Consider the following 25,433-nt stretch of genomic DNA (forward strand, 5'->3'; position numbering starts at 1 on the left):
TTTGCTTTATAATTAATTTTAGTATGTGATTTCATTGCAGATAAATTATACTAAAAAACAGGTCGAAGAGCTACCGCTCTTCGGCCTGTTTTACTTTTATGGGCTTTTTATTTTGAAACAGCCCCTTATATTAATTCTATAACTTTGAATTCGTTCAATCAAAAAATTTCTATATTTAGATTTCATTTACAATAACTCAATTTATTATGATTTAAAGATATTATTTTAAAAAATTATGGATTAAAAATATAGATTAGCTTTAATAGTTATATTTAAACTAAATAAAAGTAGCTATCTATTATATTATTTCTATTCATCACTATGAACATCAGTAATAGTTTTAAGAAAATCAGTTAAACTTTTAATTTGTTTAGAATTTAGTTTTCTTGCTCTATTTAAAAGCTGTCGTAAATCATTATCTACTAATTCAAAACCATCTTCTGATGCAAAAAAATCTGATAAAGTTATATTAAATACCTCGCATATTTTTTTCAAGGTTGGTACATCTGCCACACGTTGACCATTTTCTAATTTGCTTATTACAGATTGAGACACATTACATAGATCTGCTAGTTGATTAGCAGTCATATTATGTTCTTTTCTTAATTCTTTAATCTTTTTACCAATATTCATTTTTATTCTCCTAACATTCTATTATAGAATATTAATTCTATTTCTATTCTATAATCCACAGGAAAATATAACAATTAAATTTCCAAAATAGAATTAACATCTTGACATTTATTCTAATTTAGAATATATTGTATGTAACATAAACAATTTTAGACAAATATTTTAAATCTTAAAATGTTTAATAAAGTAACTTAAAATGGATATTTTATAAGTTTATCTATACAAGGTATTAAAAACTATAGCTAATACTAGTAATAACATGAAAAGGGGGTGATTAAATGGTAGGGATAGTTATAATATCACATGGTAAATTAGCAACAAACATTATGAGTACCATTAAACTATTTACCAAAGATGTGGAAAATGTTAAAACATTAGATTTAACACAAGATTTAGGTCCAGAAGAATTTATGCAAAATTTAAAAACAGCTGTAGATGAAGTTAATACTGGACAAGGGGTACTGGTAATGGCAGATTTATTTGGAGGAACACCAGCAAACAGTGCATGGAAAATTATTTCAAGTTCACAAGATATTTGCTGTATTACTGGTGTAAATTTAGGAATGGTTTTGGAAGTTCTATTCCAAAGAAAAGAAAATAAAAAATTATCTAAATTATTAAAATTAGCAAAAGAAGCTGGAACTAATAGCATTAAAGTTTTAGAACCTATAGAGTCAAACTAAGTTATTGTTTTTTATAAATTAAATTGAGGTGATGAAAATATGGATAATATTTTTTACCGAATTGATGATCGACTTATACATGGACAAGTAATTACTGGCTGGTCAAGATATTATAAATTAAAAAGAATAATCATTGCTGATGATCAAGTAACTAACGATCCCATACAGCGTCAAATTATAAATATGGTTGCTCCAAAAAATATTAAAGTCAACATATTATGCATTAATGATAGCTATAATGCAATCACAGATAAAAATCAGTCAAAAAATAACACCTTAGTATTAACAAAAGGACCTGAAGCTTTATATAAACTTTCAGAACTAGGAATCAAAATAGAAGAAGTCATAATTGGCGGTATGCAATTTAAAGATGGACGTAAAAAAGTTACTAGATCTGTTTCTGTAAATTATAATGAAGCAGAGAAGTTTAAACAACTATATAATAAAGGAATAAAACTCAATATTCAACTTATTCCAACAGATCATAAAGAACAACTTATTCCATTAATAGAAAAAGTTTTTTGAAAAAGGAGGGTAATGAATGTCTATTTTTCAAATGATACTAATCTCTTCTTGGGCTGGTATATCAGGAAATTACTTCATGGACTATTTGGGATTCGCCCGCCCAGTTGTGTGTGGTCCAATAGTAGGATTGATACTTGGAGATATCAAATCAGGTATAATCATGAGTGCAGTAATAGAATCAATGTTTTTGGGGACTTTCACAGTTGGTGCTGCATTAGCTCCAGATTATAATTTAGCAAGTATTGTAGGAGTAGCTTTAGGAATCTCTTCTGGTGTTGGAGTTGAAGCAGCAGTAGCATTAGCTTTGCCTGTTGCATTTTTAGGACAATTTTTAATGATGAGCATTGTTTATCCAGGCAATCTTTTTCTTCTTCATAAAGCAGATGTCTATGCTGAAGAAGGAAAAGTTAAACAAATAGAGACAACATATCTTATGGGAGGACTATTATGGTTTTTAAAAGGTTTCATCCCTACTTTCCTAGCACTTTACTTTGGTTCTCCCGCTGTAAAAAAGTTGTTTGAAGCTTTACCTAACTGGTTAGTAGATGGTTTCTCTATTGTAGGTGGTATTTTACCTGCTGTAGGATTTGCTATGCTTATAGATGTAATAGGAGATTCTAAAGGAGTTTGGGCATTATTTGCTGTAGGGTTTATTTTAGTTAGTTATTTAAATTTAGATATTATTGCTCTTGCTGTTTTAGCTTCAGTTTTTGCTTATTTATATATTTCTAAAGATTCAAAAAGGGAGGTAATTTAAATTGAGTAATAACAAAGTAAAAGATGAAATTAAACAAGAAAAGAAAATTAGTGATAAAACTTTAACTAAAACTGCTTGGAGAGTAATGTTATTTGAAAACTCGGTTAATTTTGAACGTATGCAATCCTTTTCATTTACCTATGCCATACTTCCTATTCTTAAGGAACTATATAAAAATACTGAAGACTTAATTCAAGGTATAAAAAGACATTTACAGTTTTTTAATAGTAATGTATTGGCTTCGTCTTTTATTGTAGGAGCAGCTGCTTCAATGGAAGAGAAAAAAGCTAATGGAGAACCGTTAACTGATGAAGCAATAAACAGTGTTAAGGTAGGTCTTATGGGCCCTGGTTCAGGTATAGGAGATGCTTTGTTTTGGGGTACATTCGTCCCATTAGTAGGAGGTTTAGCCGCTGCCATAGGATCTAACGGACATATTTTAGCACCTATATTACATCAGATTATTAGAGTAGGTCTTTGGATTCTAGTAATCCACTTTGGTGTGAAATTTGGATATAGAGAAGGACTAAATATTCTAGAAAAAGCTGGTGAAAAGGGAATTGAAAATATAACTCAAGGTGCAATAGTATTAGCATCAACAGTTATAGGAGGGCTAGTTGCAACATTAGTAAATGCCAAAACAGAACTTGTAATGACTTTAGGAGACGTAAAAATAGATGTTCAAGCAGATATTTTAGACTCAATAGCCCCAAACATAATCCCTCTTTTACTATTTGTTTTAGTTTACAATTTGATAAGTAAACGAAAATGGTCTCCAACTACAGTTATAATGTTTGTATTTGTAATTGGAATTAGTGCTTCATTTTTAAAAATATTAGCTATTCCATAAACTCAAAAATAATAAAAAATAAGAATATATAAGATATTTAAATAAATATCTTTCTATACAAGAAATATATTTGTTACACTATAAATTTTATCCAAGGAGGAGGAAATATATTATGCGTGCTTCTGTATTTTATGGGCCAGGAAGAGTAAATGTTGACGAAATTGAAGAACCTGTTTTAGAAGAAGGTGATATAAAAATAAAAGTTGAACTGTGTGGAGTTTGTGGTTCAGATATAAAAACTTTTGTAAGAGGAACACCATATACTAAACCACCTGCAGTTTTAGGCCATGAAGTAGTAGGAACAGTTATTGAAAGCCGTTCTTACAAATGGAAAAAAGGAGATAGAGTAGCTGTAGCTCATTACATTCCTTGTGGTGTATGTCCACGTTGCCTAGAAGGCAAAGGAACCATATGTCCAGAAATCTTTGAACGTAAAATAGAACCAGGCGGATTTGTTGAAAAAATGCGTATCCCTAGAGACTTAGCAGAAAGAGCTACTTTTAAACTGGATGATGATACTAGCTGGAAACAAGCTGTCTTGTCTGAACCTCTAGCATGTTGCATTCATGCTGCAAAACAATTATCAATTTCTCCAAATAGCAAGGTGCTAATTATTGGTGATGGTCCAATGGGATTATTACACACTCAGGTCGTAAAAGCTTTTGGAGCAAAAGAAGTTATATTGTCAGGAATGACAAGCCATAGATTAGAAAGAGCCAAAAAATTAGCAGACTATGTAATAAATGCTCAAAAAAAAGATATAGTTTCTAAAGTAAAAGAAATCACCAATGGAGAAGGACCTAGCCATATAATAGTTGCTGTTCCATCAATAGAAGCAGCACAACAGGCACTAGAAATGATTTGTCTTGGTGGAGAAATATTACTCTTTGGAGGTTTCTCGAAAAATCAAGAGTTACCAGTAGATCCTAATGGAATTCATTATGATGAGGTTAAACTTCTTGGATCAGTAGGTTCCTTACCTGAAGATTTTTATTTGGCATTGACTCTTTTAAGTTCTAGAAAAATAGGTTCTGATCTTTTTATAACTCATAGATACAGCTTAGATAATGTTTCAAAGGCTTTAGAACTAGGTACAAAACAAACAGGTATAAAAGCAGTTATTGATCTATCTGCAGCTAGTGGAACAGAAGAAGAACTATAGGGAGGTATTACATTTGTTACAGCCAATGACGGAAATACTTAAAAACGCTAAAAAAGGTGGTTATGCAATTGCTCAGCCAGACTTTTTAAATATTACTATGGCAGCTATGTATCTTGAAGCAGCTAGACGATTAAAGGCTCCAATTATCTTAGGATATGGAGAAGAATATATTGCAAATTCTGAAGCTAAAAATTTAAAACATTTAGTGAAAATAATTGAAAGTTTAGTTGAAGAATATAATATTCCTGTAACATTACATCTTGACCATGGACAATCCTTTGAAATTTGTTCAAAAGCTATAGATGCTGGTTTTAATTCAGTAATGTTTGATGGTTCATCTTTGCCCTTTGAAGAAAATGTTGCTATTACAAAAAAAGTTGTAGAAATAGCCAAACCAGCAGGAGTTAGTGTTGAAGCTGAACTTGGATATGTTGGTACAGCAGATGATATTAATGATGATTCTAAACTAACAGATCCTAAAATGGCAAAAAACTTTGTGAAAGAAACTAATGTAGATGCATTAGCAGTTTCTATAGGTACAGTCCATGGACAATATAAAGGAAAACCAAATATTCGTTTAGATTTATTATCAGAAATTAATGAAAGTGTGGATATTCCTTTAGTACTTCATGGTGCATCAGGAACTGGACATGAAATTATTGCAGAATGTGTAAAACGTGGCATATGCAAAGTAAATATATATACTGATCTTGTTAATGTAATGGAAGGTTCATTAAGAAATGATATGAAAAACTTCAATTCAGATTTAGTTTCAGTAACTAACAATATTAGAGAAAGTGTCATACAAGAATTAGAAACTTATATTAAAACATTGGGTTCTGAAAATATGATTTAGTATTTGTTTTAGTATTCATTAAAAAGCTCTTTTCTGATTTTGTTATTATCTTGATTCTTACCAGAAAAGAGCTTTTATTTTCACTCAAGCACAAATTTATTTACACTACCACAAAAATCATATAATCTTTTTTAGCTCTCTATACTTTTATTACCTATGGCACGTCTAGATATTTTTCTATATGAAAAATATGATACTCCTTTTTTCAATGCAATTTCCTTCATTTTACAATATTTCTCTGTATCGTTGTAAATTCCATTAATAACTGTCTTTATTTCTTTTACATTACCTTCACCAATAAATTTACAATTCCCACCTACATCTACATGACTCATTCCTTCCCATTTTTTAAAAATACATGGCAACCCAGTGCCAACTGCTTGTTCCCATAGTACAGAATGGGTCCCTGGGAAAACTGCTAAATCAGAAGCAAGAAAATAATTATAAACATCATTAGAACTGATCCAGCCAATATTTCTTATATGTGGTGATATAGATAGATTATCAATTATATCTCTCATATCCTCAGAAGGTATTCCAAATACAATCAACTTCAATTTATTATCTGCTATTTCATTAATAGCCTCTATTAATCTATGGATATTTTTTCCCTCATCAATCTTACCACCAGTTATCAATACAAAATCATCATCTTCTAAGCATAAATCTTTTCTTATTGTCTTTCTAATTTTATCTTTATTATCAAAATCAATTCTTTCACTATCTGCTCCCATTACTAACAGTTCTACCTTTTGTTTGGGAATATTATACATTTCTATTAAAAAATCACATCTATTTGGAGTAACACCAAATATTTTTTCACATTCAGGTACTAAGCTTTTTATACCCGATTTCCAAATAACTTTGTGTAAAATATATTTTGAAATAAAGTTTCTTGCACTATTTACATAATCAGCATGATTATCTGCAAAAATCTTGACTTCTGGATAAACCCTTTTATATCTAATTACATCACAAATAGATAAAAATTGAATACCATGTATAAAAATTAAATCAGGTTTTTCTTGTTTTAATTTCTCGTATAAATTTTCATATACTCTTAACTTTTCAGCAATTTTAGTTATAAAAAAATTTTCAAATGGAATTCTTATTACTTTTATACCATCTTCTAAAAAATATTCTCCTGGACTAACTTGTTCATATCCTTCATCTTTTGTACTGTTTATAAATACAGAAGTTATAACTGCAACATCATATCCATCTTTTTTATTATACTTTGGTATAATATTTTCCTGATATCCCCAATCATCATTGTATGGTCCACAAAGACATAAATGTACTATTTTCATATATTCACCACCATTAAATTGTTACAATTAGTATCTTACATTGTCAAACTAGAAATATAATTAAGATATTATTATAGTTTTTCATATTTATCCACTTAATTTTTATTTTACTAAATTAGTGTGCGATTGTCCCAATTGGTTAGGGGGTTTAATAGCTATCTTAAACACAAAATACATTAATGTAGTAAAAAGTATTGTGCCTCTAAATAAAACATTAGGTGAATATAAATACCATCTAGGTACGTTAAATATCAACGCTGCATATAATAGCTTTTGATATTCACTTTTTCTATGGTTCAATTTATTAATTATATAAACTAAAGTAAAAGCAATCGCTATAACTCCTACCCATCCAAACCAAAAATAAAAATGTGTAGGTATTAATCCTCCACCCATATTAAAATAATAATTCTTTGAAACAAATAACGTTACATTTGAATTAATATCTTTAGAACCAATAAAAATTGATTGTATAAATGCTAGAAATGATTCTATTTTAACACCTAAGCTAGCCACTTTAGAAGCTGCAACATGAGTAGCTGAAGCATAATATGCATATACTGCTGTATCAGAAACAAAGTAACTATTTATAAGATTTTCTATTAAGGTTAACAATCCAAATCCACTTAACATGTAACTTCTTCTATATATTACAACTAAGTCATTCACAATTAATCCTAAAATACTGCAAAATAAAACTTTTTTAACAGATATTTTTTCTAACAATATCGTAATTGCAAATAATATAATTAATTGCATTGAAGTTGCCCTACCACCATAGTAAGCATCCTGCAATATAAATAGACAGATTAATAAACTAAATATACCTTTGCGGATACCTGATTTCCCTGAAAAATAATACGCAAATAAAAACAATAATTTTGAATACTCATATATTGGAGAAATCCTAACAGTATAAGATTGCAACTCACTACGATCTACTCCAAATAATAGAATCATTAATAATAAAAATATTATTCCATAAAAAATAAAAAAATTATCTTTAGGAACTATTTTCTCCTTATTTAAACCTGATGATCTTCCATTATAGAATATGGTAATAATACTCATAAATAATAATATTATTCTAATATTAATACCATAAATATAATTATTTTTTACTTGTGTAAATGGAACACTTAAACTTCCCTTTATTATATATTCACCCATTACTACACTATAATTGCAGTAAAATATAAAAAACATCATTATAAATAATGGTACATCATTTCTACTTTTATATAACAATATTACTGATAATATTAATGTAAACATTGCATCAATTTTATTTGTAAATGGTGTTATATTAAAAAAATAAATATACACAAAAACTATCAGAACAATTAATAATTTAAAAATATTTCTAAGTTTAATTTTCATAATTTCCCTCTTTATTATATTTAGTATTAAAGATATTTTCTATTATATAAATTTATATATTCAATAAATTTCTCTTCTTTATTATATAAATTATTAGCTCGCTTAACACAAGGTTTCAAATATTTAAGTTTTCCCCGTTCTTTTACTATTTGTATTTTTTTCATCAATTCCTTTAAATCTTCCTTTGCAACAATAAACCCAGTATCTTCACTTATCGTTTCTGAACTTCCACCTGTATCAAATGTAATTACAGGCGTACCACACGCTAATGCCTCTAAATTTGTTGTTGGAAAGTTATCTTCTAACGTTGGATTTATAAGGACATCTGCTTCCGAATAAATTTCTGCTAACTCCTTGGTGCTATTTGTTCTAGGCACTCCTATAATATTTTTTGGTAATTTAGCTTTTTGTTTTTTGGTAAGTCCTACCATAACTATAGACTCATTTTTTTTAATCTCCCTTGATAAATCTAAGAAATAATTAAAACCTTTCTTTTCTTCCCAAATATTTGCTACACCTAATATAATGAATTTATTAGTTAATTTGTATTTTTCTCTAAAATTATTCTTTATTGGTTTAAAGACATTTAAGTCTATACCATTGTGTATTACATTAACAGGATATTTCCCTAGAAATGACCCTTTAACTATTCTTGCTAGCCATTTTGAAGGAGTAACAATGGTCATATTTTCTATTCCAGTAAAAAGTTCTTTTTTCTTTATAAAGTTTTCTTTTGAATTGTCCATCAATATACTAGAAGGATAACTTGTCTTTTGTGGACATTCATAGCAAATATCCTTCCATTTTTTACAACCTATGTAATCAAAATGAGTACAATGTCCAGTGAAAGCCCAACAATCATGTAACGTCCAAATAACTGGTTTATTTGCTGCTTGTAAGTATTTGAATAATAATTCAATATTTATATAATATCCATGAATATTATGTAAATGAATAATATCAGGATTTATATCATCAATTCTATTAATAAATTCCCTCGTAGCTTGCTTTGACCCAAAACCATGTTTATCAAATAACCTCGTTCTAAACACATGTGAATAGTTATCAAATCTATTTCCAATTCTAATAGATGAATTATAACTTTTTAGAAAATTTCGTCCATATGCTACGTAGCTTTCGTGTCCCTGATCTTTCAAAATTTTGTCTACATCTATAACTATTCTTCCAGTACTACCAACCCCACATACAGAATTTATTTGTAATACCTTCATTATTATTTCCTCATTTCCTCCATATTATATTATCAACTATTTTTCCATAGCTTTGTATTATCTTCACTACTTTTACCGATACATTTTTATCTTCATAATCTGGTGCTAGTACCGTTTCTTCTTTGTTTTCCCACATTACTCTACTTAGTTCTACTGCTTGTACTATATCCTTTTCTGTAATTCCGCCTATTACAATTGTGCCTTTATCTAATACTTCTGGTCTTTCTGTAGAGGTTCTTATAAGTACTCCTGGAAATCCTAGTATTGCTGATTCTTCAGATAATGTTCCACTGTCTGATAACACGCAGAAAGAATTTAATTGTAACTTGTTATAATCGAAGAAACCAAAGGGTTTTAATTGTCTTATCAATGGATGAAACTTAAATCCTCTCTCCTCTATCTTCTTCCAACTTCTTGGATGAGTAGAGTATATAATTGGTAGTTGATATGTTTCAGCAATGTTATTTAAAGCATTCATTAGCGAAAAGAAATTCTTCTCATTATCTATATTTTCTTCCCTATGAGCTGAAACTAATATATATTTTCCTTTTTCAAGATCTAATTCTTCTAATACCTTGCTATTCTCTATTTTATCTATATTTTTATTTAGCACCTCTGTCATAGGTGAGCCAGTTACAAATATATGCTCTTTTCTTATGCCTTCTGATAATAGATATCTTCTACTATGTTCTGTATATGGTAGGTTGATGTCTGATATATGGTCTACTATCTTTCTATTTATTTCTTCTGGTACATTTTGATCAAAACATCTATTTCCTGCTTCCATATGGAATATAGGTATTTTAAGCCTCTTTGCTGAAATTGCAGAAAGAGCTGAGTTTGTATCTCCTAAAATCAAAAGTGCATCTGGCTCTTCTTTCTTTAGTATTTCATAAGATTCAGCTATTATATTTCCCATAGTTTCTCCAAGATTGTCTCCAGCTGCATCTAAATAATGATCTGGCTCTCTTAATTCTAATTCATCAAAAAACACTTGATTCAATGTATAGTCCCAATTCTGTCCTGTATGAACTAATATATGGTTAAAATATTTATCACAAGCTTTTATTACCTCTGATAATCTTATTATCTCAGGCCTTGTACCTACTATAGCCATTACTTTCATTTTTTCCATTGTATTAAACCTCCAAATAATATGTATCAGGATTTTCTGGGTCAAAACATTCATTTGCCCACATTATAGTTACCATATCTGTATTTCCTACGTTAACTATTGAATGTGTATACCCTGTTGGTATATCTACTACTTCTAATTTTTCTCCACTAACTCTATATTCAATTATCTCATCTGAGTTTACATCCCTAAATCTAATCAATCCTTCTCCGCTAACTACTAAAAACTTTTCATTCTTTGTATGATGCCAGTGATTTCCTTTTGTAATTCCTGGTTTTGATACATTTACTGAAACTTGTCCTCTTTCAGGTGTTCTTATAAATTCTGTAAATGAGCCTCTATTATCTATATTCATTTTTAATGAATAAGAAAATTTATCTTCTGGTAAATAGCTTAAATATGTACTATAAAGTTTCTTAGTAAATGGATTGTCTATATCTGGAATGCTTAATTTCTTCCTACTTTCTTTAAAGCTTTGAATCAATTCAGCAATTTCACCTAGTTTCACCTCATGTTTTACAGGTACAGTACAATATTTTCCTTCTAATGTAGCATTACCTTCCAATGCATTAATCAATTCATGAACTACATCATCTATATATGCTAAAGTAAGTTTAACTTCAGGATCATTTATTTGAATGTCTACATCCCTTGCAATATTATGGCAAAATGTAGCTATAACAGAATTATAGTTAGGTCTACACCACTTGCCAAATAGATTTGGTAATCTATATACATATACTTTAACCCCTGTATCTTCACTGTAATTAAATAGTAGATCTTCACCTGCTTTTTTACTTTTACCATAAAGATTATCTTTGGTTGCCTGTATAGAAGATGTCATTAAAACAGGTGCTTTATTATTGTGCTTTTTTAGTAATTCTAATAGCTCAGAAGTAAATCCAAAATTTCCTTCCATAAATTCTATTTCATGTTTAGGACGATTTACTCCTGCAAGATGAAATACAAATTCACATTCCTGAGCATATTTATCTAAAAGTGATTTATCTGTATCTCTATTGTACTCAAAAATATCTTCATATCCTCTATTCTTCAATTCAGCTATAAGGTTTTTTCCTACAAAACCTCTTGCTCCTGTAACAAGTATTTTCATTGTATATACCTGCCTTTCATAACTTTTATATATCCGAATCTCTTGTAGCAGCAACTTCATCTAAATTAAAGTAATGTAATTCTTTTTTAATGTAATCAAGTTGAAGTAGCTTTTCTTTTATCTGCTCAACATTAAGAATCTCAGTATTGTGAGAATTGTATTCTTCTTGTGTTGCCAGTTCTTTTTTACCTTCAAAAAAATATTTATCATAATTAAGATCTCTCTTATCAGCTGGCACTCTGAAAAATCCACCCATATCTTCTGCTACTAAATATTCTTCTTTTGTAAGAAGGGTTTCATATAATTTTTCCCCATGGCGAGTTCCTATTATTTTTATTTCATTGTCTGCATTGAATAATTCCTTAATTGCTTGAGCTAAATCCCCTATAGTAGATGCCGGGGATTTTTGAACCATAATATCTCCTGCTTGAGCATTCTTAAATGCAAATACTACAAGTTCTACTGCTTCTTCAAGACTCATTAAGAATCTTGTCATATTAGGATTAGTAACTGTTAGAGGTTGTCCACTTTTTATCTGCTCAATAAATAATGGAATGACTGAACCACGAGATGCCATCACATTCCCATATCTAGTACCACATATAACAGTTCTATCTGGTGATACTGTTTTTGATTTGGCAACAAACACCTTCTCCATCATAGCCTTTGAAATTCCCATTGCATTTATAGGATAGGCTGCTTTATCTGTAGATAGACAAATAACCTTTTTAACTCCACATTCTATAGCAGCTGAAAGTACATTATCAGTCCCCAATATATTTGTCTTTACAGCTTCAATTGGAAAGAATTCACATGATGGAACTTGTTTTAATGCTGCTGCATGAAAAATATAATCTACATTATGCATAGCATTCTTAACACTAGCTATATCTCTAACATCACCTATATAAAATTTAATCTTATCATTCCTATATAGCTTTCTCATATCATCCTGTTTCTTCTCATCACGAGAAAATATGCGAATTTCTTTTATGTCTGTATTTAAAAACCTTTTTAGTACAGCATTGCCAAAGGAACCTGTACCACCTGTTATTAATAATGTTTTATCTTTGAACATAGACTTCATCTCCAAATTCTTTTTTATTTCTTAATACTTCTAATATCATTTTATAATACATTTCTGTACAAATTTGTCTCTCATACAAATCGTTAAACAATCTTTTGGCATTCTTACTACATATATCTAATAGTTCTTTGTCATTGATAAATTTTAAGATTAACTCTTCAAGTCCTTCTATATCATCTTGAATCACATTTCCTCCAGCATTATATTCATTCAATTTTCTTGCAATATCTGTATCATCTGACATTATAGCTAAAACAGGTTTACCTGCTGCTAAATATCCATAAGTCTTACTAGGAACACCAATTCCTTCAATACCCCTCTCTAAACTAACTAAACATGCATCAGCCATCTTTAATACATCAGAATAGTCCTCTCCCAATAAAAAACCGTATACTTTTGCATTCTTAATTTTATTATCTTTTATATAGTTTTTAACATGTTCTACTTTATTTCCATTCCCAGTAAATACAAATAAAACATTATCATTATTTTTAAATTTATCCATACATCTTAATATTGTCTTCATATCCTGAGCTAAACCCATATTCCCACTGTATAAAACAATAAATGGAAAAGTTTCTCTTAATCTCTTGAACTCTTTATTAAAAATAATATTCTGTTTTATTAACTTTTCTCCATTATACCAATTAGGAATGACCTCAATAATATCTGATCTATTAGTAATGTTATTTTCAAGCATATATCGTTTCATTTCGGTGCCAAGAGCCACTACTTTAGATGCATTGTTATATACTCTTTTATTTATATAGCTCATTATTTTTTCAATTATACTACCTTTTTTAATAGCACCTAGTATTAGCGCACTATCTGGATAAACATCAAAAGCTACAAATATAAATTTCGTTTTAGAAATACGTGATGCAAAATATGGTATCAAAGGTAATATTGGAGGATTTGAATATACTATAATACATTTATATTTAGTTATACTATGTAGTTTGAATAATACAGACATAAAAAACGAAAAAAAATTAATAATCCTGCCAAATTTAGTTTTGTTATCAAGTGCAGTATATTTAACCCTACGAATATTAATACCTTTATATACCTCATTCTTTGCTATCTTTTTATCGTTGTAAAACTCTTTAGGATAACCACATAAGACATCAACTGAAAGCCCTTTTTTTACTAAATCTTCAGCTAATTCAGTAGGTAGAGTTGCTGATGAAATATATTCGGGATAAAAATATTGACACAATATAAGTACATCTTTTCTCATAACTTACACCTATTTCCATAATCTATTTTTATCAAAACTTCATAATTCCACTATTCTCAAGTCCTTCAATATCTAACTTCCTAAATACTTTTTCCTTATCTTTAACTACACCTTGAGAACTCTCTTTTATAAATATTACCTTTAATGTTTGAACTAGTATTTTAAAATCAAGAAATAATGAATAATTTTTTATATACATTAGATCGTACCTTAGCTTGTCCTCTGGAGTAGTAGTATATTTACCTAGTACTTGTGCTAAACCTGTGATTCCTGCTTTTACAGCTGTTCTATATTTAAATTCAGGCATTTCCTTTGTAAATTCTTTTATAAAATAAGCTCTTTCTGGTCTAGGTCCTACTATACTCATATCACCTTTTAATACATTAAAAAGCTGTGGTAGCTCATCTAGTCTCGTAGATCTTAGAACTCGCCCTACTGGCGTAATTCTGGGATCTTTATCTGTAGCTAGCACTGGTCCTGTCATTTTTTCAGCATCTACAACCATAGTTCTAAACTTATATACTTTGAATTCTCTATTCCCATTAGTTACTCTTTCTTGCTTATATAGTATCGGCCCTTTATCATAGTTCTTTATAATTATAGATACTATTAGCATAATAGGTGAAAGTACAATGATAAAAATAGATGATATAATAATATCACATAATCTTTTTACTATTCTCTTGCCAAAAGGTATACTCAAAGAATCTATTTTCAATACAGGCATATCATCAAATTCTTTTAACCTTGAATTCGTCATCGCTATATCATATATTTTGGGAACTATATAAACTTCTTTATTATAACTAATAGACTGATTTATGATAAACTCCTTATGTTCATCTAATGTATTTGAACAAACTACTATTTCATCTACCTCATCAATATAATCTTCCAAGACCTCAATATTATTGCATATGTATTTTATGTTAATATTATTATTTTTTTCTTTTGTTAATTTTTCTATTATATTTTCAACTTCATCTTTTCCACCTATAATCATAAGGTTTTTAATAGGACTCAGTTTTTCTTGAACTTTCCAGCTAAAAATTATCCAAATACTTAATATAAAATATTGATATATAGCTAAAATCAAGAATATATTTCTAGCATAAATAAAATTCCTATCAAATAATGTTATAAACCAAGTTAAAGTATTTATCAGTATAATAGATAATGCTAAAGAATATATGGAATCTTTAAATGATTTCTCAGACAATGAGAACAAACCATAAATATGAAAAAATATAATTTCAAGCAATGTTGTAATAGTTGACATCCATAAGTGTATACTATCTTTTTTTGTGAAAATATCAGAACTACCTTTCATTCTTAGAATCAAATATAAACTTAAATTAATCAAAAATACATAGGCAATTATATCTAAATACTTAAACATATTTATTTCTTTATTATATTTAGGCTTTTCCACATAATCACCTCCCCTATAGACTATGCGAATATTTTCATTCTTCTTTTGTAGAAGCAGCAAAACTCCTATGTTGAAAAATTTCTTTATAGAAATAAATAGTTTCTCTTAAACCATCTTCCAATGGATATCTGGGCTTCCAACCTAATATCTTTTCTGCTTTTGATATATTGAAATAACTATGTAAAATATCTCCTTTTCTTGCTTCTTTATAGACTGGTTTAACTTTAGATTCAAATATTTCTTTCATACTATTGAATAATTCATTGATACTAATTGCAACTCCAGTCCCTATATTTATTATATGATTATCACCTTTAGAAATAGCCAATATATTAGCATCTACTATATCATTAACATATATAAAATCCCTTGTCTGCTCTCCTGTACCAAATATAACTGGATTATCTTCTTCTAATAATTTATCTACAAATATTGAAATAACTCCACCTTCGCCTTTAGGATCCTGTCTTATACCATAAGCATTTGAATATCTAAGTATTGTGTATTTAATATCATATAATTCACTATAAACTTTTATATAATGTTCTGGAGTATGCTTTGATATACCATAATATGATATAGGAGCTACAGTATGTTCTTCATCAATTCCTAAATATTTAGGCTCTCCATATACAGCAGCAGATGAAGCATATATTATCTTCTTTACATTATACTTTCTACAGCATTCAAGAATATTTATTGTTCCTGAAACATTTATTCTAGCATCATCTATTGGTAATCTTATAGATTTTTGAACATCTATCTGTGCAGCATGATGTATGACATAATCAGGCCTTTCAATTTCAAATACTTCTTTTAATTTATTATCTAAAATATCTACATTATAAAATATAGCTTCTTTATTTAAGTTTTCTAGTTTTCCTGTTGATAAATTATCAACTATTACAACTTTATCCCCATTTTTTATTAATTTATCAACTATATGTGAAGCAATAAATCCTGCCCCACCTGTAACTAATATTGTGTTCATTATAGCTTTCCCCCATCTTACATCGTAATTTTTGTAGTTTCAAAAATATTTTAATTTATCTATATATTAAAATGTGTTGAATGATTTCCTAAAACATTTTCACTATTGCTATATATATAATTTTTTATACTTTGTCCATATTGTATGTTGTTTAATATTCAGCCTTTAATAACTCTAAAACATTTATCAAATATATTTATTAGGCAAAAATATGCTAACTTGATTGAATATTCTGACTAAGATTTTCAAACAATAAAAAGTATATCAAATTATGTGAAAATATAACTATAGTCCTAATTAGATAGGTCCAAAACATTATAATCAAATTATAACAAAGTTTTCCTAGATTTTCAACATAATATGTTAAGTTATGCCAAAGTTATAGTATAGATAGTTGATTTTACATAATATAGTTAAAATAATAGTACTGGCTAACTTTATACTAGTCGAAATTGTAATATTTATTATACTATAGTTTTACCCTTATATATAAGTATAGATTATTTATGATATAAAACCTATTCTAACCAAAAATCTTTTTACAGACAGTAAAAATAGGTATAAAAATCTACCTGCCTAACAAAATAGTTCGCAGGTTTATATCTATAGGTCTATAGTACTACATTAAAATTATAACAGAGTTTTCATATTTCATCAATATAATATGGTAAATTATGTCCTGCTATGTATATAACCTTTTTTGAAACTGTAATTTTTATGATATTATAGTTTTTCTTTTTTGTGTATACCATAAATAGTATATCAATAAAATAAATCCTTATATTATATATTTACATATATTATAAATAAAAAACAGGATATATCCTGTTTTTTACTTGTTATCTTAAATATATAATTATCTCTTCAATTCTTTTAAGTTTTTCACTACTAAACTAACTTCCTCTTCCGTTAAATTGCTACTACAAGGTATATTTATAAGATTTTCTTCATAAAATAAAGCTTTTTCAATATTATATCCTTGATTTTTTAAGTAAGGTTTTTGTTTATGTATCAATCCCCATAAAGGTCTAGTTTGGATATTATTATTATTTAGTTTTTTTAGAAGTTCATCTCTACTTATACCATATTTTTCTTTATCTACTATTACTGAATAAAACCAATAGTTTGGTCTAGTATCTGTTCTAAAAGGCAGTATCATAAGACCATCTATTTCTTCTATAGCATTTTTATATAAATTATAATTTTCCATTTTAGTTTGTATAAAGCTTTCTAGTCTATCTATCTGGTCCGTCCCAAAAGCAGCCTGTATATTTGTCATTCTATAGTTATATCCTATCTCATCATGAATAAAGTACAATGGATCCGTCTTAGCCTGTACCCCTAGAAATTCTATCTTATCTAATAGCTCCTCATTATTGGATACTACCATTCCGCCACCACCGGTAGTTATTATCTTATTGGCATTAAAAGAATATACTCCAGCATCTCCAATTGTTCCACAATATTTTCCTGCATATCTTCCTTCTAGGAAATAAGAACCTAAAGCTTCCGTTGAATCTTCTATAATCTTTAGATTATATTTCTCTTTAATATCCATTAATTTTTCCATGTTAGCAGGGTTGCCAAATACATGTACAACTACTATAGCTTTTATTTGTTTTTTAGTTTTTTTATTTATTACTTTTCCACCTATATAATTACATTCATTTTCTAAAAATTGTTCTAATTTATTCATATCAATGTTGAGAGTATCGTCACAGTCTATAAATACTGGCTCTGCTCCCACATATTTTACTGGATTTACAGCTGCTATAAATGTAGCTGTAGGTACTATAACTTCATCACCAGGTCCTACACCTAATACTTCTAATGAAAGATGTAAACCTGCTGTACCAGATTGACAGGATACTGCCCTTTCTACTCCTACATAACTTGCTATCTTTTCTTCAAATTCTTTAATGAACCTTCCTCCTGTTGACACCCAACCTGTTTCTATAGTTTCCTTAACATTTTCAAGAATTTCTAATGAAAGATTAGGAACAGAAAGTGGTACTGGTTTCTTATTATCCATAAGAACACCTCTTTCTATTTTATTAATATATGCTAATTTAGAGCATAGTGCAGTAAATATTTTTACCTACTCTTTATAATAGATATAATTATCATAAAGATATCTATAATAACTATTTTTGTCCAAACTAATCTTATTTAAAACTATTCCTAGAATATTGACATTTACATTTTTAAGAATATCTTTTCCAATTTTCAAATCATTTATCTCTGATTTCTCTGATTCACATACTAACATAGTCCCATCTGTAACTTTTGAAATATCAATTGCATCTGTAACTCCTATAAGAGACGGTGAATTTATTATTATTGTATCATATTCATGGCTTAGTTTTTCCAACAAAAGCTCCATCTTTTTTGAAGCCAATAGTTCTTCAGAACCTAATTTAATTGAACCTGCAACCAATATATCAAGATTACTTTCTAACTTAGATTTTTTTATAGCTTTTGTATAATCTATATTATTTTTTAAAATATCTAATAATCCTATATCATTGTCCAATTTTAAAAGATTGTGTATCTTTGGTTCCTTAATATTTCCATCTATCAATAGTACTTTTTCTTGTGCTTTTGCCATAGCTATTGCTATATTTGCAGAAACTATACTTTTTCCTTCACTTGGATTAGATGAAGTAATAAGTATAGACTTGATTTCTTTCTCTTCCTTAATCCTCTGAATATTTGTTCTTAGAATTCTAAAGGATTCTGCTCCAAATGTATTTGGATTTTCATGTACTATTAAATCATTTTCTAAAAATGGTATAGCTCCGAAAACTGGAAGTTTTAGATATCTTTCTATATCTCTAGATGTTTTAACAGTATTATCAATATACTCTAAGAAAAACACTAGAAAAATACTAATTACAAAACCTAATATTCCAGCTATAATGATATACGTTTTAGTTTTTGTCTTTAGTGGAATATCTTTAGCCTGTGTACTTTCAATTACTTCTATATTGTCCATACCCATTATTTTTTCTGCTTTTCCAGAAGAAACTGTAATTAATTCTTGAACTATCTTAGGTACTAATTCTTTATTTTTATCCGTTACTTCAATCTTTATAATTTCTGTACCCTCAATTATTTCTGTATTCATCTTTTCACTAAACTCTTTACTTGATATATCTAATCCTAAATTATTAATAACTTCCTCTGCAACTACTTCCATATTTATCAATTCATTAAAATTACTTACAAGCTTTCCATTAATAGCTTTGTAAGTTTCATAATCTAATTCCCCTTTACCATTATAATAAGATTTGGGTCCTCCAACCATAAGTTTAGCAGAAGCTATATAGCTTGGTTCTGATTTTGTGCCAAAAAAACCTACGGCGACAACAATTATCATAGGAATTATAGTTAAAGCAATTACTAGGTTTAGTCTTTTTTTGATTATCGTAAAATAGTCCTTTAAACTAATTTCTTCCATTTTCATCCTCCTATATTCTAATAAAGACTTGAAGTTGTAGGTATTTTATTAATAGATTTTCTACTATCTTTATTTTCCTTTTTTGATGAATCTAACTGTTTATAAACTTTATAAGTAGGAACTAAGTTTTGTATACTTTGTTTTATTTTTCTTATATCTCCAGTACTTGTTACATCTTTAAGTTTTTCTAGTTCCTTTAATAAATAATTATAGTCTGTAAATATAGGTTTACCTATGAATATCTTATTGTGGCTAGTATCTGATATACCTTCTTCATCTAATAAAAGCTCTTCAAACAGCTTTTCTCCTGGTCTTAGTCCTGTTATTTCTATAGGTATATCTACATTTGGTTCAAATCCTGAAAGCCTGATTAAATCCTTTGCTAAATCTATAATTTTTACTGGTTCACCCATGTCTAATATAAATATTTCTCCACCCTCAGCCATAGAGCCAGCTTGTAATACTAATTGGCAAGCTTCTGGTATAGTCATAAAATATCTTATAACTTCTTCATGAGTCACTGTAACAGGTCCACCTTCAGCAATCTGTCTTTTAAATAATGGTATTACGCTACCATTACTTCCTAAAACATTCCCAAATCTTACAGCTACAAATTCTGTATTACTTTCTTCATTTTTAGATTGAATTATCTTTTCACATATTCTCTTTGTAGCCCCCATTATATTTGTTGGATTTACTGCTTTGTCTGTAGATATTAAGACAAATTTTTTTACATTGTATTTATCTGACGCTTGTACTAAATTTAAGGTTCCAAATACATTGTTTTTAATAGCTTCCTCTGGATTGTTTTCCATTAACGGTACATGTTTATGGGCTGCCGCGTGGAATACTACATCTGGTTTTTCCTTTTCTATTATTTCATCTATTCTTTTTTTGTCTCTAACAGATGCGATTATAACTTTTAGATTTAAATCATCATATTTTCTCAAAAGTTCATTTTGTATATCATAAGCATTATTTTCATATATATCTAGAATTATAAGTTCTTCTGGATTGAATCTGGCTATTTGTCTACACAGTTCTGAACCTATAGAGCCACCTCCACCGGTGACTAATATTCTTCTGTTTTTTATATATCCACATATTTCATCCATATCTAAATTTATTTCTTCTCTACCTAAAAGGTCTTCTATTTCCACATCTCTTATTTCTTTTATACTGACTTGGCCATCAATTAATTCATACATACCTGGTACAATTTTAGTTTTACATTTAGTCTTCCTAGTTTCATTAACTATTTCCCTAATTTCTTTTTTATTTGCAGAAGGAATAGCTATGATTATTTCATCAATATTTTCTTCTTTACATATTCTAGGTATATCTTTCCTGTTGCCTAGTATTGGAACTCCATTAATATTTTGATCCTTTTTCTTTAAATCATCATCTAATATAGCTACAGGTATACTTCTTAATGTCCTATGATTTCTTAACTCTTTTATAATCATAGCTCCTGCTGAACCTGCACCTACTATTAGTATTCTTTTACATCCTACTAGGTTTTTAGGTGTTCCATTTTTGACACGACTTAAAGCCCTATAGCTAAATCTAATACCTCCTATAAATGCCATATCTAAAATTGGAGCCATTAGATATATACTTCTAGGCATATTTACTTGAGTTAAAGTCATATAAGCCATAGCCAATGCGTTAGCTACTATTGAAGCTAATACTATATCTATCATTTCATCAATACTAGCATATTTCCAAATGCTTTTATATAGTTTGAAAAAGTAAAATACAATTATTTTTATTAAGCTTATAGCTATGACGTTATTTATATATGTTTCCATGAACAATTGAGGAATATTTCCATCAAATCTTAGATATAAAGCTAGAATGTAAGCTAAATTTATAAGAACTATATCTAAGATTATAAGAATGAAATTTTTCTTTTTCATATAAATCCCTTCTTTTATATGTTTTGACCTTTTATGGCCTTTTCCAGTTTCTTCACAGCATAGCCTATTCTTCTTCTACCTTGACTATCACTACTATCTCTCTTTGAATAGTATCTGAACCTGACGATTAACTTTTATTTTTACCTATACATACTATATCTTCCTGATATTATATCTATCTCTTGTAATATAAATTCCCCAATGTATCAGAAAAGCTGGAGCAAATGGGTTACTAACTAATCTCTCTCTATCTTCCTTAAATCTAAATTTCACCCTCATTTTTTTAAATAAATAATTACAGTATATAGGAAATGTATATAAAATATATTTCATAATATTTTTATAGTTTTTAATCAATCTTTTTGTAGATTTATTTTCTTTATAAAATTTATAAAATGACTTAAAAGAACTGGGAGACATGCGTGTCCTTATTCTATTTAAATTATCAAATTGATAGTTAAATCCTGCTCCACTTTTTTTACGTCCAAATGCGGATCTGGGAACTCCTTTTTCTTCAATAATCCTTCTTGGAATTGGTTTATCATACTGATCTCCTACACTCCATTTCTTCATTTCTTCTGAATTACTTATTTTATGAATAGAAGGCCAATTAAATGCGCCATAAAATGGGATAGGCACATTAACAAACCCTACTCTCAATCTATTTTCATAAAGAGTTGTAGAAGCAATACTTTCATTTTCATATTTAATTTCTCTATTGACATAATCATTTATTCTACCCCAGAATAAATCTCCATTAACTCCCGTTAAAACCATATTTTGTTGAAATTCCTTTTCAAAAGAAGAAAAAACAATTCCAGTTCCTAATTCCCCTGAAGCTAGAAACTCAGCTTCAACAAAATCAGTTCTATTCATATATTCATTTGCATCTTTTCCTAGAATCTTTTCATAGCCTAATATCTTTGCAATGTCAGTTCCATCATCCTCTTCATACTTTCCAGGCCTATTTAATGTTACTGCAAGGTTACAACCAATTTCTTTACCTAAGGCTGCACATGCTATTGAATCATATCCTTTGGATATAGTAGTAACTACACCATAATTTATTTTTCTTTTGTTGGAACTTAAATTCTTATACAAACTTTTTAAACAATTTTTTAATGAAGAGTAATAATCATTAAAATCTATAAAATCTTCCCTCTGCTTTTTCTTTTCTTTCTTAATTTTTAGTTGATTATCAATAACTATATTGCAATAATAATATAATTCAAGGTGTTGTCCATCTTTCAAAAATATTTGAGATTTATATTCATTTATTCCTTTTAATATTGTTGCAAAATCTTTTTCATATCCTGTATAATCTATATCTAAATCTTTATTTGATTTTTCTAATACGAAGGCTAACGAATTAGAAATAAAAATTTTATTTTTTTCCCTAATTACATGCAATCTTTCAAGTGTGTGATTAGGCGTTGAGAAAATAACTGAATTATTTACTAATTTTGCCCCAGAACCCATGAAAAAAACTGAGTTGTCAAAATTGGCTTTTTCAAATTCATCATCCCATGCGCCTTCTTCAAAAAAATCATCTAAGGTCTCAACCCAAGGACCACAATAAACATCTATATCTTCCTTATCTTTTTCTATTATCGCACACCATGATAGCCTAGGCAGTTCATCATATTTATGGTATATAAATTTCATCGTACATTTCCCCTCACTATTTTATTACTAATCTCCTTTTTCATACAATTGCTTCACAATTAAAGTATCATGTTTTAACATATAAATATTTTCTTTATAGTTTCCAATATCTTTTCTATTTTCAATTCCTTCTAAATTATTTTTAATATATTTAGGAAAATTTTCTCCACATTCATAGGCAAGTAAATACCCCCCGCCAAATCTTGGGTTTACCTCGGATATATAATATTCTCCATTTACATTAAATACATCTATATCTATTGGTCCAACTACTCCTAGTTTCTTAACAAAATCTTCTATTATTTTAAATAGCTTTCCATCAATTAAAGATACGGCTTTGTCTGTTTCCCCTGCTCTCATTTTAATTTTTTCTTTTACGAATATGGAAACAATCTCCTTGGAAATTAAATCTACATACACATCAACACCATATTCTTTTCCATCCAAAAATTCTTGTATCAATAAATCTTCATCTTTTGATTTCAATATAGATAATATTGCAAAATCATCTATTTTGTTTATTCCCAAACTAGCACTGCCCTTTCTAGGCTTTACAAATACAGGTAATTTCATATTTCCTAGTTCATAATCCTTTTCGAAATTGCTTGATCTTTCATAAGTTTTAGCAGTTTTAAAATCATTTTTTATTAGGAAATTGAACATATCCATTTTATCAAAGCAAGTTTCTACAACATCATAATCTGATACAATTACTTTTACTCCTAATTCTTCAAATTCATCCTTATGATAAGATAATAAACTTAGTTCAGGATCAATTAAGGATAGTATACCATTTATTTTCTCTTTTTTACATATTTTTTTTATACTAGATATATAGTCTGGTTCATCTATTCTAGGAACAATATAGTATTTGTCAGCTATATATAAAGCTGGAGCTGACATATCACAATCAGTAACAATTACATTTCCATCATCTTTAAATTCATTTTTAAAATATTCTACTAACTTAGTTCTTCTTCCAGCACTTGTTATAAGTATATTCATATACAATTTTACCTCACAATCTGTTTATTGTCTTTAAATTTATATGTATAATTAAAAATCAAAGGTAATCCTCCAGTATGTATAAATAGTGCATTTTTACCTTTAAGATTTTTGTTTTCTAAATAATTTAGCATTCCATAAAATGCCTTTCCTGTATATATTGGATCCAATAAGATTCCTTCACTTTTAGCAACTTTCTTAATTGTCTTTAAAACTTCATGATATATATCTCCATATCCTTTTCCTATATAATTATCTATAAAATCTATACTTTCTTCTTTAATATCTAGAGAAATATTCTCGGTATCTAAATATTCATATATACTTTCATATATAACTTTTCTACCTCTTTCTTCTTTTCTTGCTACACTTATTCCAATTATATTTTCGTGATTTTTATACAGTTCCTTTCCAATAATTAAACCTGCTTGAGTAGTTCCTGTACCTGATGCTAAAAATATGTAATCAAAATCAATATTTAATTTTTTCTTTTGGAATTCTATTTCTTGATATGCCTTTACATAAGCATGAGTTCCAATAGGCCCATGACCACCTCCCTGTATAAAATAAGGTTTATATCCTTCCATTCTCAAACTTTCCATTGTTTCATCTATTTTGTCGCTAACTTTTTCCACTTTAGACCATATGATTTTTGCATCTAATAGATCATATAAAAAATAATTTCCATTATAAGTTATCTCTTCATTTGCCTCAGGTTCGGCAAGTATCAAAGTACAAGGCATATTGTACTTTGAAGCAAAAGCTGCTGTAATACGACAATGGTTTGATTCTTTTGAACCATAAGTAACTATATGATTATATCCTTTATTTAATATTTCTTCTATAAAATATTTCAGTTTTCTAGCCTTATTTCCTCCACATACTGGATCTGTCATGTCATCTCTTTTTATATAGATATTATTTTCATTAAAGCTTTTTAATCTATATAATGGTGTATTTTTAAATATGTTTCTATATTTATCCATGGTTAAAGTCT

The 25,433-nt window shown here is 28.3% G+C and carries 22 protein-coding genes; 6 read left to right on the plus strand and 16 right to left on the minus strand.

What is annotated here, in order from left to right; translation table 11 throughout:
- Positions 1–309 precede the first annotated feature (309 nt).
- Positions 310–633: a helix-turn-helix domain-containing protein gene (locus NSA23_RS14675; protein WP_257490684.1), complete on the minus strand. Its 324-nt coding sequence runs from the start codon at positions 631–633 to the stop codon at positions 310–312.
- Positions 634–911: 278 nt separating this feature from the next.
- Here NSA23_RS14675 and NSA23_RS14680 point away from each other — a divergent pair, with 278 nt between their 5' ends.
- The 6 genes from NSA23_RS14680 (at position 912) to NSA23_RS14705 (ending at position 5,466) form a co-directional block, all read left to right on the plus strand.
- Positions 912–1,316 carry a PTS sugar transporter subunit IIA gene (locus NSA23_RS14680; RefSeq protein WP_257490685.1) on the plus strand — a complete coding sequence of 135 codons (405 nt, stop codon included), beginning with the start codon at positions 912–914 and terminating at the stop codon, positions 1,314–1,316.
- A 39-nt stretch (positions 1,317–1,355) separates the two neighbouring features.
- Positions 1,356–1,841, plus strand: a complete 486-nt coding sequence (locus NSA23_RS14685) for a PTS sugar transporter subunit IIB (RefSeq protein WP_257490686.1) — start codon at positions 1,356–1,358, stop codon at positions 1,839–1,841.
- 16 nt (positions 1,842–1,857) lie between these two features.
- Positions 1,858–2,598, plus strand: coding sequence for a PTS mannose/fructose/sorbose/N-acetylgalactosamine transporter subunit IIC (locus tag NSA23_RS14690; RefSeq protein ID WP_257490687.1), 741 nt, complete (start codon positions 1,858–1,860; stop codon positions 2,596–2,598).
- 1 nt (position 2,599) lies between these two features.
- Positions 2,600–3,448: a PTS system mannose/fructose/sorbose family transporter subunit IID gene (locus NSA23_RS14695; RefSeq protein WP_257490688.1), complete on the plus strand. Its 849-nt coding sequence runs from the start codon at positions 2,600–2,602 to the stop codon at positions 3,446–3,448.
- Between the two features lie 112 nt (positions 3,449–3,560).
- Entirely contained in the window at positions 3,561–4,610 is a 1,050-nt protein-coding gene (locus NSA23_RS14700) for a zinc-binding dehydrogenase (protein WP_257490689.1), read from the plus strand.
- A 13-nt stretch (positions 4,611–4,623) separates the two neighbouring features.
- Positions 4,624–5,466 carry a class II fructose-bisphosphate aldolase gene (locus NSA23_RS14705; RefSeq protein WP_257490690.1) on the plus strand — a complete coding sequence of 281 codons (843 nt, stop codon included), beginning with the start codon at positions 4,624–4,626 and terminating at the stop codon, positions 5,464–5,466.
- A 131-nt stretch (positions 5,467–5,597) separates the two neighbouring features.
- Here the strand turns inward: NSA23_RS14705 and NSA23_RS14710 are convergent, their stop codons facing one another.
- From NSA23_RS14710 to NSA23_RS14780, 15 genes are all read right to left on the minus strand, one after another.
- Positions 5,598–6,776 carry a glycosyltransferase family 4 protein gene (locus tag NSA23_RS14710; RefSeq protein ID WP_257490691.1) on the minus strand — a complete coding sequence of 393 codons (1,179 nt, stop codon included), beginning with the start codon at positions 6,774–6,776 and terminating at the stop codon, positions 5,598–5,600.
- 102 nt (positions 6,777–6,878) lie between these two features.
- On the minus strand, positions 6,879–8,156 hold the full coding sequence (locus tag NSA23_RS14715; protein WP_257490692.1) for a hypothetical protein: 1,278 nt from the start codon (positions 8,154–8,156) through the stop codon (positions 6,879–6,881).
- Between the two features lie 26 nt (positions 8,157–8,182).
- Positions 8,183–9,388 carry a glycosyltransferase gene (locus NSA23_RS14720; protein ID WP_257490693.1) on the minus strand — a complete coding sequence of 402 codons (1,206 nt, stop codon included), beginning with the start codon at positions 9,386–9,388 and terminating at the stop codon, positions 8,183–8,185.
- A 10-nt stretch (positions 9,389–9,398) separates the two neighbouring features.
- The gene (gene wecB, locus NSA23_RS14725) at positions 9,399–10,523 is read right to left on the minus strand and encodes a non-hydrolyzing UDP-N-acetylglucosamine 2-epimerase (RefSeq protein ID WP_257490694.1); all 1,125 of its coding nucleotides are present in this window, start codon (positions 10,521–10,523) and stop codon (positions 9,399–9,401) included.
- Positions 10,524–10,527: 4 nt separating this feature from the next.
- Positions 10,528–11,637 carry a capsular polysaccharide biosynthesis protein CapF gene (locus NSA23_RS14730; RefSeq protein WP_257490695.1) on the minus strand — a complete coding sequence of 370 codons (1,110 nt, stop codon included), beginning with the start codon at positions 11,635–11,637 and terminating at the stop codon, positions 10,528–10,530.
- 25 nt (positions 11,638–11,662) lie between these two features.
- Positions 11,663–12,715: a nucleoside-diphosphate sugar epimerase/dehydratase gene (locus tag NSA23_RS14735; protein ID WP_257490696.1), complete on the minus strand. Its 1,053-nt coding sequence runs from the start codon at positions 12,713–12,715 to the stop codon at positions 11,663–11,665.
- Complete coding sequence (locus NSA23_RS14740) at positions 12,702–13,964, minus strand: glycosyltransferase family 4 protein (protein WP_257490697.1); 1,263 nt, start codon at positions 13,962–13,964, stop codon at positions 12,702–12,704. The genes NSA23_RS14735 and NSA23_RS14740 overlap by 14 nt, the downstream gene beginning before the upstream one ends.
- A 31-nt stretch (positions 13,965–13,995) precedes the next feature.
- Positions 13,996–15,396, minus strand: a complete 1,401-nt coding sequence (locus NSA23_RS14745; RefSeq protein ID WP_257490698.1) for a sugar transferase — start codon at positions 15,394–15,396, stop codon at positions 13,996–13,998.
- Positions 15,397–15,430: 34 nt separating this feature from the next.
- On the minus strand, positions 15,431–16,387 hold the full coding sequence (locus NSA23_RS14750) for an NAD-dependent epimerase/dehydratase family protein (protein ID WP_257490699.1): 957 nt from the start codon (positions 16,385–16,387) through the stop codon (positions 15,431–15,433).
- An 856-nt stretch (positions 16,388–17,243) separates the two neighbouring features.
- Positions 17,244–18,419: a LegC family aminotransferase gene (locus tag NSA23_RS14755; protein ID WP_257490700.1), complete on the minus strand. Its 1,176-nt coding sequence runs from the start codon at positions 18,417–18,419 to the stop codon at positions 17,244–17,246.
- Positions 18,420–18,485: 66 nt separating this feature from the next.
- Positions 18,486–19,847, minus strand: a complete 1,362-nt coding sequence (locus NSA23_RS14760) for a tyrosine-protein kinase domain-containing protein (RefSeq protein ID WP_257490701.1) — start codon at positions 19,845–19,847, stop codon at positions 18,486–18,488.
- A 17-nt stretch (positions 19,848–19,864) separates the two neighbouring features.
- A complete protein-coding gene (locus NSA23_RS14765) occupies positions 19,865–21,766 on the minus strand; it encodes a polysaccharide biosynthesis protein (RefSeq protein WP_257490702.1) in 1,902 nt (633 codons plus the stop codon).
- Between the two features lie 153 nt (positions 21,767–21,919).
- Positions 21,920–23,431, minus strand: coding sequence for a hypothetical protein (locus NSA23_RS14770; protein WP_257490703.1), 1,512 nt, complete (start codon positions 23,429–23,431; stop codon positions 21,920–21,922).
- A gap of 27 nt (positions 23,432–23,458) precedes the next feature.
- On the minus strand, positions 23,459–24,436 hold the full coding sequence (locus tag NSA23_RS14775; protein WP_257490704.1) for an ATP-grasp domain-containing protein: 978 nt from the start codon (positions 24,434–24,436) through the stop codon (positions 23,459–23,461).
- 8 nt (positions 24,437–24,444) lie between these two features.
- Positions 24,445–25,422: a 1-aminocyclopropane-1-carboxylate deaminase/D-cysteine desulfhydrase gene (locus tag NSA23_RS14780; protein WP_257490705.1), complete on the minus strand. Its 978-nt coding sequence runs from the start codon at positions 25,420–25,422 to the stop codon at positions 24,445–24,447.
- Positions 25,423–25,433 lie beyond the last annotated feature (11 nt).

The organism is Anaerosalibacter massiliensis (assembly GCF_024623155.1).
In the GTDB taxonomy this organism is placed as follows: Bacteria; Bacillota; Clostridia; order Tissierellales; family Sporanaerobacteraceae; genus Anaerosalibacter; species Anaerosalibacter massiliensis.